The organism is Frateuria hangzhouensis, assembly GCF_026410505.1.
Classification (GTDB): domain Bacteria; phylum Pseudomonadota; class Gammaproteobacteria; order Xanthomonadales; family Rhodanobacteraceae; genus Frateuria_A; species Frateuria_A hangzhouensis.
In genome coordinates, this window is record NZ_JAPMIU010000003.1 from 272,703 (window position 1) to 285,338 (window position 12,636).

General features: G+C 69.2%; 11 protein-coding genes. 3 read left to right on the top strand and 8 right to left on the bottom strand.

The features are described from left to right. Positions 1-16: 16 nt before the first annotated feature. Genes OSC30_RS04900 through OSC30_RS04910 form a run of 3 tightly spaced genes read right to left on the bottom strand, consistent with a single transcriptional unit; the run spans position 17 to position 2,544 of the window. Positions 17-553, bottom strand: coding sequence for a carboxymuconolactone decarboxylase family protein (locus OSC30_RS04900; protein ID WP_267170711.1), 537 nt, complete (start codon positions 551-553; stop codon positions 17-19). 39 nt (positions 554-592) lie between these two features. Beyond that, the gene (locus OSC30_RS04905; protein WP_323374195.1) at positions 593-1,039 is read right to left on the bottom strand and encodes a sigma 54-interacting transcriptional regulator; all 447 of its coding nucleotides are present in this window, start codon (positions 1,037-1,039) and stop codon (positions 593-595) included. Positions 1,040-1,098: 59 nt separating this feature from the next. Then, complete coding sequence (locus OSC30_RS04910; RefSeq protein ID WP_267170807.1) at positions 1,099-2,544, bottom strand: DHA2 family efflux MFS transporter permease subunit; 1,446 nt, start codon at positions 2,542-2,544, stop codon at positions 1,099-1,101. 131 nt (positions 2,545-2,675) lie between these two features. On the opposite strand from OSC30_RS04910, the gene tsaB reads away from it, so the two are divergent. Next, positions 2,676-3,371, top strand: coding sequence for a tRNA (adenosine(37)-N6)-threonylcarbamoyltransferase complex dimerization subunit type 1 TsaB (tsaB, locus tag OSC30_RS04915; protein ID WP_267170712.1), 696 nt, complete (start codon positions 2,676-2,678; stop codon positions 3,369-3,371). Between the two features lie 176 nt (positions 3,372-3,547). On the opposite strand, the gene OSC30_RS04920 is transcribed toward tsaB, so the two are convergent. Continuing rightward, entirely contained in the window at positions 3,548-4,561 is a 1,014-nt protein-coding gene (locus OSC30_RS04920) for a YeiH family protein (protein WP_267170713.1), read from the bottom strand. A gap of 92 nt (positions 4,562-4,653) precedes the next feature. Here OSC30_RS04920 and OSC30_RS04925 point away from each other — a divergent pair, with 92 nt between their 5' ends. Then, positions 4,654-5,532, top strand: a complete 879-nt coding sequence (locus OSC30_RS04925) for a LysR substrate-binding domain-containing protein (protein WP_267170714.1) — start codon at positions 4,654-4,656, stop codon at positions 5,530-5,532. A 119-nt stretch (positions 5,533-5,651) separates the two neighbouring features. Then, positions 5,652-6,308, top strand: coding sequence for a UdgX family uracil-DNA binding protein (locus OSC30_RS04930; protein ID WP_267170715.1), 657 nt, complete (start codon positions 5,652-5,654; stop codon positions 6,306-6,308). Positions 6,309-6,328: 20 nt separating this feature from the next. Here the strand turns inward: OSC30_RS04930 and OSC30_RS04935 are convergent, their stop codons facing one another. From OSC30_RS04935 to lexA, 4 genes are all read right to left on the bottom strand, one after another. Further along, the gene (locus tag OSC30_RS04935; protein ID WP_267170716.1) at positions 6,329-9,418 is read right to left on the bottom strand and encodes an error-prone DNA polymerase; all 3,090 of its coding nucleotides are present in this window, start codon (positions 9,416-9,418) and stop codon (positions 6,329-6,331) included. 175 nt (positions 9,419-9,593) lie between these two features. Beyond that, positions 9,594-10,997, bottom strand: coding sequence for a Y-family DNA polymerase (locus tag OSC30_RS04940; protein WP_267170717.1), 1,404 nt, complete (start codon positions 10,995-10,997; stop codon positions 9,594-9,596). Between the two features lie 11 nt (positions 10,998-11,008). Then, entirely contained in the window at positions 11,009-11,683 is a 675-nt protein-coding gene (gene imuA, locus OSC30_RS04945) for a translesion DNA synthesis-associated protein ImuA (RefSeq protein WP_267170718.1), read from the bottom strand. A gap of 208 nt (positions 11,684-11,891) precedes the next feature. Continuing rightward, a complete protein-coding gene (lexA, locus tag OSC30_RS04950) occupies positions 11,892-12,500 on the bottom strand; it encodes a transcriptional repressor LexA (RefSeq protein WP_267170719.1) in 609 nt (202 codons plus the stop codon). Positions 12,501-12,636: the final 136 nt, after the last annotated feature.

A 12,636-nucleotide genomic window follows, 5' to 3' on the forward strand; every position in this document is an offset into this window, starting at 1 on the left:
ACTCGCCCTTCGTGCTTCACGCCACCGCCGGGAAATCCAGTTCGGTATCGTTGATGCGGTTGAACGTGTTGGTGAAGATGACCAGCGCGATCGCCAGGCTGATGTCCACCAGCTGCGCATCGCTATAGCCGGCGGCCTTGATCGAGGCGAACTCCGATTCGGCGATGGTGCCGCGGGTTTCGACCAGGGTGCGTACGAAGCGGGCAAGCGCGTCGCGCTTGGCATCGCCGGTGGACTGGCCGGTGCGGACCTGCTTCAGCGCTTCGGGCTTCAGGCCGGCCATCTTGCCCAACATGCTGTGTGCGGCCACGCAGTAATCACAACCGGTCACTTCGCTGACGAGCAGTTTGATGGTCTCCTGGTCCTGGCGGGTCAGGCCGCCGGACGCCAGTACGGCTTCGGCCTGCAGCACCGCCTTGAGCGCAGCCGGGCCGTGTGCGCCGATCGCGGCGAAGGTGTTGGGCACGCTGCCGGCGGCCTTGCGGATCTGGGCATAGACCTCGGCGGTGGCACCGGTGGCCGACTGGACGGACGGGGTGGCGATACGTGACATGGCGGACTCCTTGTGGGTGGTTGGAACGTGGGAGTCACTTTAGGCGCGCAGGAAGAGACAGTTAATGCTCAATTTTCTCCAAAACATGCCTGATCGTATCTTTCTATTCGGAGGTGGGCTCGTCACATCCGGCCCGCATGTCCTCCGCAGTTCGGAAGTCGTTGAGGATGAGCCCAATCGAGTCCGAAGCGCGCCAGGTATGTGGAAATCGCTTTCCACTTCGCGATCGCCGCCTGCAGGGAAGAAGCGCTTCCCTTCCAGGGCACGCAGCAGCGTGGTCTGCTCGCCCAGGCCCAGTTCGCCGATCTCGTCGAGGAACAGTAGCCCCTGGTGTGCCGAACGCAGCAATCCCGCGCGGTCGCTGGTTGCGCCGGTGGAGGCACCCTGGACGTGGCTGAAGAGGGTGCTCATCGCGCTGTCCCCGCGCAGCGTCGCACAGCTCACTTCGACAAACCGCCCCGGCAACTGGTGCTTCGGCTTCTTCAATTCGCGAGGCGGGCCACGCCCACGCTCGATCCCGAAAGCGAAAGCGGAGACGACGGCACCTAATGCACCGGCGAGGCTTCCGCTCCGGCCATCGACTGTCGCGGACGCAGCAGCAAGCCACCTAGCAGCGCCGCCACTACCGCGAAACCGGTCCCGGCCAGGAACGCGGCGCGATAGCCCGCGTTGAGCGCGGCCGCCTGCGCGATGCCGGTTTCCAGCGCTGCACCGGTGCGCGCCGCCGCGAGGCTGGCCAGCACCGCAAGGCCGAGCGCGCCGCCCATCATGAAGGCGGTGTTGACGATGCCCGAGGCCAGGCCCGAATCGCGCGGCTCGACATCGTTCATCGCCGCCAGCAACACCGGGTTGAAGGCGATGCCCGCACCCAGGCCGAGCAGCACCATGCCGGGCAGCACGTCGACGAGGAAATGCCCGTCGGCCGGCGCGCGCGCGAACAATGCCAGTCCGATTGCCGCCACCAGCAGGCCGCCCGCCAGCGGCCGGCGGATGCCGAAGCGCATCACGATGCGCGCGGAAAGACCGAGCGAGCAGGCGGCCATCACCAGGTTGCCGGGCAGGAAGGCCAGGCCCACTTCCATCGGCCCGTAGCCCAGCACCAGCTGCAGGTATAGCGCGGACAGGAAGAACCACGCGAACATCGCGCCGGCCCACAGCACCCCGACCACGTTGGCGATCGCCAGGTTGCGCAGGCGGAACAGTTTCAGCGGCACCAGCGGCGCGCGTACACGCGTCTCGATGAAAAGAAACAGCACGAACAGCGCCACCGCCATAGCGAGCATGCCCAGCGTGCGCGCCGACAGCCAGCCGGCCTGGTTGCCGTCGACGATCGCGTAGACCGCCAGGATCAGCGCCGCGGTGACGGCGAGCGCACCACCGACGTCCAGATGGCGCACGTCGCTACTGCCGTGCACCGCCGGCAGCAGCCTGAGCGAAGCGGCGAACACCGCCAGGCCGATGGGCAGGTTGACCAGGAACACCCAGTGCCAGCTCAGCGTGCTCACCAGCAAGCCACCGAGAAGCACGCCCACGCTGCCGCCGCCGGCGCAGACGAAGCCGTACACGCCCATCGCCTTCGCCCGCTCCGCCGGTTCGGTGAACAGGTCCATGATCAGCGACAGCGCCACCGCGGTGACCACCGCGCCGCCCAAGCCCTGGATGCCGCGCGCGATCACCAGCCATTCGCGCGAGCCGGCCATGCCGCAAGCGAGCGAGGCGGCGGTGAACAGCACCAGCCCGAGCAGGAACAACTTGCGGTGCCCGAACAGGTCGCCCAGCCGCCCGCCCAGCAGCAGGAAGCCGCCGTAGGTCAGCACGTAGGCGTTCACCACCCAGGCCAGCGTGGCTTCGGAGAAGCCCAGGTCGGCACGGATCGAGGGCAGCGCCACGTTCACGATGGTGGTGTCCAGCACGATCATCAGCACGCCCAGGCACAGCACGGTGAGGGCGAGCCAGCGGCCGTCGCGGGCAGAGGCGGTCGGGGTCGGCATGTTCAAGCGGGAGCTCCTTGGCGGGCGTGCAGCATGGCAGGGATGCGGAGGATCGATCAGCTGCCATGACGACGATCCGGCCGGACGCGGATCGACATCCCCCGCCGGCGGGGGCGTGCGAGAATTCCCGCATGAACCTGCTCGCCATCGAAACCAGTACCGAAGCCTGCTCCGTCGCCCTGGTGCACGGACAGGAAGTCATCGCCCGCAGCGAACTGGCACCGCGCCGGCACGCCGAGCTGGCGCTGCCGATGGCCGATGCGTTGCTCGCCGAGGCCGGGCTCGGAAGGCACGCGCTGGACGCGATCGCGGTCGGTCGCGGGCCCGGTGCGTTCACCGGTGTGCGGCTGGGTGTGGCGCTCGCTCAGGGCATGGCGCTGGCGCTGGACCGACCGGTGGTGCCGGTGTCCTCGCTGGCCGCGCTGGCGCTGGAGGCGCCCGAAGACGAGGCGGCCATCCTGGCCGTGATCGACGCGCGCATGGGCGAGATCTATGCCGCCTGTTATCGGCGCGATGGCGACGGTGGCCTGGTGGCGCTGGACGAGGAACGCGTCTGCGCACCCGATGCGCTCGTGGTGCCGCAGGCCCAGACATGGAGCGTCGTCGGCAGCGGATGGGCGACCTACTCGGACGTGCTGCGCAGCCATCTGACGGGCGAGCTGCGACAGGCCGAAGGCGATCGTTACCCGCAGGCCCGCCATGTGGCGGAACTCGCCGTGCGCGAATACCAGGCGGGTCGGGCCGTTTCGCCGGAACAGGCCTTGCCGGTGTACCTCAGAGACAAGGTGGCGTTGACGCTGGCGGAGCAGGGGCGCGCCACGCCCTAGCTCCCCGGACTCTTCGACTTCGGTCCCGCGGGCCTACGCTCAGCGCGAACGGTTAGGAGAGGTGCGGGGCTTTCAGTTTTGCCTGCACGCCGCTTTAGGACGAAACGGAATCTTTGACCGTTCGCCCTGAGCGTAGCGCAGCGAAGTCGAAGGGCCGCCATCCCCAAGGGCTGCCTTCAAAGCTGCCCGATCGCCAACTGCACCAACAGGCTGCTCACTGCCACCGCCACCCAAACGCCAAACCCGAGCAGGATCGGCCGCGGACCACTGGAGATCATCCTGCGCAGGTTGGCCGACAGGCCGATTGCGGTCAGCGCCACGATGATCAGGAATTCGGCCGCGCCGTGGATCAGCGGCTGCATTGCGCCGGGTACCAGCCCCGCCGTGCGCACCGCCGAGGCGACCAGGAACCACAGGATGAACCATGGAAAGATGCGCCTGAGGCTGAAATCGGCCGCGCCTTTCTTTTTCTCGCGCATCGCCACCATCACCGCCAGCGTGATGCACACCGGGATGATCAGCGTGGCGCGGGTGAGCTTGACGATGGTGGCGTAATCACCCGCCGCCTGGCTGTAGCTGTACCCGGCGGCGACCACCGAGGAGGTGTCGTTGATCGCGGTGCCTGCCCACAGGCCGAAACCCATGTCCGATAGCTGCATCAGGTGGCCCAGCAGCGGGAACAGCAGCACGGCCACTACGTTGAACAGGAAAATGGTGGAGATCGCGAACGCCGTGTCGTGCTCGTCCGGCTTGATGATCGGCGTCACCGCGGCGATCGCCGAGCCGCCGCAGATCGCCGTGCCCACGCCGATCAGTACCTTCAATTGATCGTGCACGCCCAGTAGCCGTCCCAGTCCCCACGCGGCGATGAATGCCGCGCTCATGGTGATCAGCGTGACCGACAGCGACTCCAGCCCGGTCTTCGCCACCTGGTCGAGGCTGAGCCCGAAACCCAGCGCGATGATCGACCACTGCAGCACCTGCTTGCCGGCGAACTGGATGCCGGGGCTGAAGCGCACGCCCGGCGAGACCGTGTTGCGCACGACGATGCCGAGCACGATGCCGATCACCGGCCCTCCGATCAGCGGTGCCATCCGCCCCAGCCACAGCGCGACCAGCGCGATGCCCAACGCCAGGCCCAGGCCGGGCAAGCGGGTGGACAGGGTGGGCGTGGCGGTGGTGGCAGTCATCGGGAAGCCGGGTGGTGGAGTGCCGCCATTGTGGGCGGGGCCTGTCATCAGCAAAACTTTGCATGTCTGATGGGTGCCATAAGGACAATTGAATGTTGAACATCACGCCCCGCCAACTCGACGTGTTCGTGCAAACCGCGCTGCACGGCAGCCTGCGCGCCGCCGCCGAGCGCGTGCACCTGACCCAGCCGGCCGCCAGCATGGCGTTGGCCGAACTGGAGCGGCAGCTCGGCGCGCCGCTGTTCGACCGCGAACGCGGGCGGCTGCACCTCAACGCGCGCGGGCGCGAGATGCTGCCGCGCGCGCAGGAGCTGCTCGAACGTCACGCCGAACTGGCCCGCTTCGGCCACGGCGACGCGCAGGCGCTGGCGGGCGAGTTGCGGGTCGGCGCCAGCAATACCGTCGGCAACTACCTGGTCGGCGAGCTGCTGGGCGGCTTCGTGCGCGCGCAGCCGCAGGTGGCGATCCGCCTGCGCGTAGCCAATACCGACACCATCGCTTCGCAGTTGCTCGATCACGCGCTGGACGTCGGCTGCGTGGAGGGCCCGGTGGCCCATCCCCAACTGGAGCTCAAGCCCTGGCGCGCGGACCGGTTGCGCGTGTGCGCGGCGCCGGAGCATCCGCTGGCGCGCAAGCGCGCGCTCAAGCCGGCGCACTTCGCCGGCGCCCGCTGGGTGCTGCGCGAACCGGGCTCGGCCACCCGCGCGACCACCGAGCGCGTGCTGGCGCAGTTGCCCCCGGGCGAGACGGTGCTGGAACTGGATCAGATCGAGGCGATCAAACAGGCCGTCGCCGCCGGCCTCGGCATCGCCTGCCTGCCGGAGGTGGCGTTGGTCGACGCGCTGGGGACCGGGCGGCTGGTGGCGCTGAAAACACCGTTCCTGGACCTCAGGCGGATGCTCTCGCTGCTGCTCCATAGACAGAAATATCGGGGCGCGCTGCTGGAGGCCTTCCTGCAAACCGTCACGTAGGGTGGGCTTCAGCCCACCGTGCCTTTTCGCACCAGAGGTGCGGTGGGCTGAAGCCCACCCTACGAACACGCGATGCCTTGGCGGCAGGTTCACCCAGCCGACGCTAGCGTCCGCCGGTCATGCCTCCGCGCCCCGTCAACAACCCTTTCGGCGTCCCGCTGGCCAAGCCGGTCGACGAAGTGCCTGCCGGAGCGCTCGCCACGCTGCGGCGCAAGGCGCGCGACTGCCGGGCCTGCCCGCTGTGGCGTTACGGCACGCAGACGGTGTTCGGGCAAGGGCCGGTCAGCGCGCAGGTGATGCTGATCGGCGAGCAGCCGGGCTTGAACGAGGATCGCGAGGGCGTGCCGTTTGTCGGTCCCGCCGGACAGCTGCTCGACCGCGCGCTGGGGGAGGCGGGGCTGGACCGCTCGACCTTGTACCTGACCAACACCGTCAAGCATTTCAAGTACGAGACGCGCGGCACCGCCAAGTTGCACAAGCGCGCCAACGCGGCCGAACAGGCCGCCTGCCGCATGTGGCTGGCGGCGGAGCTGCTGCGGGTGAAGCCGAAGCTGGTGGTGGGGCTGGGGGCGATGGCGGCGCAGACGATGTTCGGCAACGCCTTTCGCATCACCCGCGAGCGTGGGGTGTGGCGACCGCTCGGCGAGGGCACGCAGGGGCTGGCGACGTGGCATCCGTCGGCGGTGTTGCGCATGCCGGAGGAGGCGCGGCGCCACCAGGCATTCGAGGAACTGGTGGCGGATCTGCGGGCGGTCGTCGGGGCGCTGGAAGGGTAAGGGGAGGCCCTTACTTCGCCCTAGTGAAAATCCCGCGACCGCACATCCAATTCCCCCAGCATCGGCGTCAGATCCTCCAGCGAATGCGCGATCAGATGCTGCACGCCATGCTGGCTTTCCACATGCCCTTCCACCGCCAGCAGCCTTGATGCAAGCAGCACGCGGCGCTGGCGCAGCACCACCCGTCGCCAGATCACCACGTTGGTCAGTCCGTGCTCGTCCTCGATCGTCAGGAACACCACGCCGCTGGAGGTCTGCGGTTGCTGGCGCAGGGTGACGATGCCGGCCACGCGCACGGGGCGGCCGCTGGGCAGGCCAGCCAGTTCGTTGGAGGCGCGGAAGTGCCGGGCGCGCAATCGCGCTCGCAGCATCCGTAGCGGGTGCGGTCCCAGCGTGGTGCCGGTGAGCGCGTAGTCGGCGCACAGGTCCTCGCCGCGAGTGGGCAGGGGCAACGCGATCGTCTCGGTTTCGGGCGTGGAACCGGGGAACAGCGGCAGTTGCGGCTCCACGCCGGCGATCGCCCAGCGCGCACGGTGGCGATGGCCGGCCCGCGCGCGCAGGGCGTTGGCGTCGGCGAGCAAGGCCTGGGCGCGGCGGTCGAGTTGCCCGCGCGCGCAAAGATCGGCCACGTCGACGAACGGGCGCTGTTCGCGGGCGGCCATGATGGTCTTGGCGGCGGCTTCGGAAAACCCGCGGATCAGCCGCAGTCCCATGCGGATCGCCGGCTGCAACCGCGCGTCGCGCTCGGGCTCCAGCGTGCAGTCCCAATCGCTGTGGCGCACGTCGACGGGCAGCGTGCGGATACCGTGGCGGCGCGCATCCTGCAACAACTGGTCGGGCGAATAGAAGCCCATCGGCGCGGAGTTGATCAGCGCGCAGGCGAATGCCGCCGGCTCGTGGCATTTGAGCCAGCTGCTGACGTAGGCGAGCAGGGCGAAGCTGGCCGCGTGCGATTCGGGGAAGCCGTAGCTGCCGAAGCCCTTGATCTGTTCGAACAGGTGTTCGCCAAACTCGCGGGTGTAGCCGTTCTTCAACATGCCGGCGAGCAGTTTCTCGCGGTGTGGTTCCAGGCCGCCGTGGCGCTTCCAGGCCGCCATCGAGCGACGCAACGCATCGGCCTGGCTGCCGTTGAAGTCGGCCGCGACCATGGCGATCTGCATTACCTGCTCCTGGAACAGCGGCACGCCGAGCGTGCGTTTCAAAACGGCTTTCAGTGCTTCGGAGGGATAGTCGACGGGCTCTTCCCCGTTTCGCCGGCGCAGGTAGGGATGCACCATGTCGCCCTGGATCGGGCCGGGACGCACGATCGCCACCTCGATCACCAGGTCGTAGAACTCCCTCGGCTTCAGGCGCGGCAGCATGGCCATCTGCGCGCGCGATTCGATCTGGAACACGCCGATGGTGTCGGCGCGGCTGATCATGTCGTAGGTGGGCTTGTCGTCCTTGTGCTGCTTGTTGATGGCGTCGATGGTGTACTCGCCGCGGTCGTTGTCGCGCAGCAGATCGAAGGTCTTGCGCAGCGCCGTGAGCATGCCCAGCGCCAGGCAGTCGACCTTGAGCATGCCCAGCGTGTCCAGGTCGTCCTTGTTCCACTGGATCACCGTGCGGCCGTCCATGGCGGTGTTCTCCACCGGCACCAGGGTGGAGAGCGGATGTTCGGAAATGACGAAGCCGCCGGGGTGCTGGGAGAGGTGGCGGGGGAAGCCGATCAGCTGCACGGTGAGGGCGAGCACCTGTTGCAGCAGCGGTGTGTCCGGGTCGAAGCCGCGCTCGCGCAGGCGGTCGGACGGTGGCACCTCGCCGCTCCAGCGGTCGAGCGTGGCGGACAGCTCGCTGGCGAGTTCCGGCGACATGCCCAGCGCCCGTGCCACGTCGCGGATCGCACCGCGACCGCGGTATTCGGTCGCCACCGCGGTGAGTGCGGCGCGGTCGCGGCCGTAGCGGTCGAACACATATTGCAGCACTTCTTCGCGGCGCTCGTGTTCGAAGTCGACGTCGATGTCCGGCGGCTCGTCGCGGTCGGCCGAGATGAAGCGTTCGAAGAGCAGGTTGCTCGTTGCAGGATCGGCCTCGGTGATGCCGAGCGCGTAGCAGACCAGCGAGTTGGCCGCCGAGCCGCGGCCCTGGCAGAGGATGCCCTTCGAGCGCGCGAAGCGCACGATGTCGTGCACGGTGAGGAAGTAGGACTCGTAATCCTTGTCCCGGATCAACGCCAGTTCGCCCTCGATCTGCTTGCGCTCCTTCGCTGGTATGCCGTCCGGCCAGCGCCAGAGCACGCCATCCTCGACCAACTGGCGCAGCCAGGTGGCGGGGCTGTGACCTTCCGGCACCAGCTCGTGCGGATAGGTGTAGGCGAGTTCTTCCAGCCTGAAAGTGCAGCGCTGTGCGATGGCCACGCTCTCGGCCAGCAGTTCGGGCGTATATATGGCCGAAAGCGCGCGGCGGGTGCGCAGGTGGCGCTCGCCATTGGGAAACAGCCGATGGCCGGCTTGCGCCACGGTGGTGTGGTGACGGATCGCGCTCATCACGTCCTGCAGCGCACGGCGGGCGCGTACGTGCATGTGCGCATCGCCGGCGGCGACCAGCGGCAGGGCCAGTCGTTCGCCCAGGGTGCGCAGGGCGGCCAGGCGGGCATCGTCGTCGGGACCGCGGTGCAACTCGACCGCGAGCCAGCAGCGCTCGGGGAAGCGCTCTTTCAGCCAGGCGGCTTCGGCCTCGTCGGGTTCCGCGCCGGGCAGCCACAGCGCGAGCAGGCCTTCGGTGTCGCCCAAGTCTCCGCGCCGCGCGTCGTAGCTGCCTTTGGAGGCGCGGCGGCGCGCGGTGGTGATGAGCTGGCACAGGCGTGCGTAGCCCTGGCTGTTCTCCACCAGAAGCACGCATTTGGGGCCATCGGTGAACTGGAACTCGCTGCCCACGATCAGCTTGATGCCGGTTTCGCGCGAAGCTTCCAGCGCGCGCACGATGCCGGCGAGCGTGCACTCGTCGGTGATGGCGAGTGCGCTGTAGCCCTGTTGTTTCGCACGCTCGAACAGCTCGATCGCCAGCGAGGCGCCGCGCTGGAAACTGAAGGCGGAAAGGCAGTGGAGCTCGGCGTAGGGTGGAAGACTCATGCGACGAACCCCTCGCGTAACAGAAGCCCGATCAGCGCGTGCTGCCGCTCCCTTCCCTGCGTGCAGGGGAGGGCCGGGGAGGGGTTCCGCACGCTGCGGCAGGACCGGCCGACCCCCTCCCAGCCTCCCCCTGCAAGCAGGGGGAGGAGCCATCCTGCGGACTCTGCGGCGCGGCTCATGCGAACCACCCATGCAGCATGAAACCACCGCGCTCGCCAGCCGGACAGAACGCCCAGGCGCGCTGGCCGGCGGCGGTTTCGACCACGTAGTAGTCGCGGCGCACGTCGCCGTCCCACCAGCCGCTCTCGATGCGCTCGGGGCCGGCCAGGATGCGCATCTCGCGATCGCGTAGCGGCACCGGTTGGGCCAGCAGCCAGCCGGGACGGGACAGCGGCGGTGCCGCGACGCTGTCGCCGTGGTCGCGCCAGGCGCGCTCGGGACGGTGGTCGGCGTGTACCGCCAGGCCGTGCACGGCGTCGTCGCCCAGCCGCGCGCGCAGGCGTTCGCGCAATTGTTCCCACGGCACGGCCTGTTGCGGTCGCACGTCGAACAGGTCGCGGCCGGCGGGCACGAACGGCGGCAGCTCGCGGGCGATCAGTTGCAGTGCGCGCACCGGGGCGGCCAGCTGCACCAGGTCCAGCCGGCCGCGGGCCAGCTCGAACAGCATGGCCGCATCGCGCTCGGGCGCGAGCAGGCCGATCGGTATGTCGGTGGCGGCGCCGCGGTCGTGTTCGAGCCGGAGCACGAAGCGCTGCACGCCGCCGTCGCGGCCGGCGAGGTACGCGGCCAGGTCGCCGGTCATGCGGCGCAGCGGGAACAGCAGTTGGCCGGTAGCGCCGACCTCGTAGTTGAACTCGATGCGCGATTCGAAGTGGTCCGGCGGCTGGTAGAGCGTGAGCGGCGTGGCCAGCGTGCCGTCGAGGCGGTCGAGCTGGTCGAGGGTGTCGGTGCCCACGCGCCGGCCCAGCGCCGCACGCGGCAGCGCGTAAACCTGCGCGAGCCGGCGCAGGCCCATCCGGCGCAGGCTGCCGGCCGCCTCCGACGGCAGGCCCGCGCGTTCCACTGGCAACTGGCCCAGTGCCTGCTTCAATGGTGCCTCGTGGGTGATCGCCAGACCGTCGTGCACGCCGGCCAGCGCGCGCGCGGCCCACGGGTTGGGCGCCAGCGCGATGCGGTGGCGGAAGCCGAGCGCGGCCAGGTCTTCGCGCAGCATGGCTTCCATGCGCGGCCACGGGCCGAACAGGCGGAAACTCGCCTCCACTTCAATCAACAGCGCTGCAGGCATCTGTCGGCTGACCTGCGCGCCGTAGCGATAGGCCCATGCGGCGAGGAAGTCGTGCCAGCGCGTGGTTTCGGCCGGGTCGTGCTCGACCGCGGCAAAGCGCGCACAGATCGCCTGCGCGGTGGCCAGCGGCATGCCGGCACGCAGGCCGGCCGTTTTTGCCGCAGTGTTGACCGCGCGCAGCACGCGCCGCTGTACCGGCCCGTCGACCAGCACCAATGGCTCGTCCGGCGTGGCATGGCGGCGCAGGACGCCGTCGAGTGCCAATTGCGGCAACAGAATGCAGGCCCACAACATCGGCGTGGACCTCAGGCGCGATCCGGGACAGCTGCGAAGAGACTGCCGGGACTCGATGTGGTGGACATGCCTGCCGGCAGCGGCCAGGGCAACGGCCGCGCCGGGGGATTGCCGCCGCGGCACTTGAGCACGCGCAGGCGCGCGGGGTTCGTTTCCAGTGCCAGCCGCAACGCCGCCGGCGAAGCGTGGGCGGCGGCCGATGCCGGGCGCATCGCCAGTCCCAGACATTGACCGGTTTCCGCCGCCAGCTGCAGCCGGCGCAGCGTGCGGTCGTCGGGCTGCTGCGGCCAGCACAGCACGGCGGCGCAGGCGGCCGAGCGCAGGCATTGCTCGGTGGCCCAGGGCACGTCGCGCGGTTCGGCGCGCACCACCTGCAGGCGGTCCAGTTGCACACCGGCATGGGCCCAGGCGGCGGGAAAGGGCAGGTAGGGCGGGGCGACCAGCGCGACCAGGCCGCCGGCCCGGGTCAGGCGCGCCAGCGTCGGCCACAGCAGGGTCAGTTCGCCGATGCCGTCCAGCGGCAGCAGCACTTCGCTCAGCGCGCCTTCGGGCCAGCCGCCGCCGGGCAGTGCGGCGTCCAGCAGCGCAAAGCCGGTCGGCTGGCGCGAAGGCGCGCGTGCCTGCGGCTGGCCGCGCCAGAGGCGGCGCGCGTCGAACAGATGATCGAGGGCGACCACGTTGCTCATGCGCGCGCGCTCGTGGGGCGGGCTTCAGCCCACCATGGCGGCGCGGGAAGATGGGCCGAAGCCCGCCCTGTGAAACTGTCGATGGCAATGATGGTGTTCATGTGGATTGCGAGTCGCTTCGAGCCGGGCGCGAGGCCAGCCTTGGCCCTTCACCCCAGCCCTCTCCCCGGAGGGGAGAGGGGGCAGATCCGGCCTGCGTGGGCGTTCATCAGCCGGGCCTCACCAGCCCCGCGAACAGGCCTTCGATGGCGAAGTCGGTGGCGCGCGGGTCCACCTCGATCGGTGTGTAGGCCGGGTTGCGTGGCAGCAGGCGGATGTGGCCGTTCTCGCGCTCGAACCGCTTGACGGTGAACTCGCCCTCCAGCCGCGCCACCACGGTCTGGCCGTGGCGCGCCTCGGGCGTGCGGTGCACGCCGATCAGGTCGCCGGGGAGGATGCCGTCCAGCAGCATCGACTCGCCCACCACTTCGAGCAGGTAATCGGGCTTGAGTCGGAACAGCGAAACATCCAGCGCGACCTCGCGGCGTACTTCGGCATCCGACCCGATCGGCCGGCCCGCCGCCACGCGGCCGAGCAACGGCACCTGCAGGGTTCCGGTGGCCGGCGCGACGTCGCGCAGGCGAATGCCGCGCGCCTTGCCGGGCACCAGTTCGATATGGCCTTCACGTGCCAGTACCTCCAGGTGCAGGCGCGCCGAACGGTTCTGTTTCAGCCCCAGCGCGGCGGCGATCTGCAGCTGCGATGGCGGGTAGCCGTGGGCCGCGATGTGCGCTCGCAGGTAGTCGAGCAGTGCCTGGCGGGTGGGGGTAAGGGTCATGGTTACTAATATTAGTACATCGGGAAAGGTCGCGGCAGAGGGAGGCTTTTGGCATCATTTCGTTAAGGGGAATCCGGCGGTTTGCCGAAAGCGTGAAGGCCCAGCGGACTTCGACCTGTCCGCGAAGGGTTTCAGT

Bases quoted from the DNA above. Each gene is read 5' to 3' on its own strand.
- tsaB (WP_267170712.1), top strand. From the start codon at position 2,676: ATGAACCTGCTCGCCATCGAAACCAGTACCGAAGCCTGCTCCGTCGCC.
- imuA (WP_267170718.1), bottom strand. From the start codon at position 11,683: ATGAGCAACGTGGTCGCCCTCGATCATCTGTTCGACGCGCGCCGCCTC.
- OSC30_RS04900 (WP_267170711.1), bottom strand. From the start codon at position 553: ATGTCACGTATCGCCACCCCGTCCGTCCAGTCGGCCACCGGTGCCACC.
- OSC30_RS04910 (WP_267170807.1), bottom strand. From the start codon at position 2,544: ATGCCGACCCCGACCGCCTCTGCCCGCGACGGCCGCTGGCTCGCCCTC.
- OSC30_RS04940 (WP_267170717.1), bottom strand. From the start codon at position 10,997: ATGTTGTGGGCCTGCATTCTGTTGCCGCAATTGGCACTCGACGGCGTC.
- OSC30_RS04925 (WP_267170714.1), top strand. From the start codon at position 4,654: ATGTTGAACATCACGCCCCGCCAACTCGACGTGTTCGTGCAAACCGCG.
- OSC30_RS04935 (WP_267170716.1), bottom strand. From the start codon at position 9,418: ATGAGTCTTCCACCCTACGCCGAGCTCCACTGCCTTTCCGCCTTCAGT.
- lexA (WP_267170719.1), bottom strand. From the start codon at position 12,500: ATGACCCTTACCCCCACCCGCCAGGCACTGCTCGACTACCTGCGAGCG.
- OSC30_RS04930 (WP_267170715.1), top strand. From the start codon at position 5,652: ATGCCTCCGCGCCCCGTCAACAACCCTTTCGGCGTCCCGCTGGCCAAG.
- OSC30_RS04920 (WP_267170713.1), bottom strand. From the start codon at position 4,561: ATGACTGCCACCACCGCCACGCCCACCCTGTCCACCCGCTTGCCCGGC.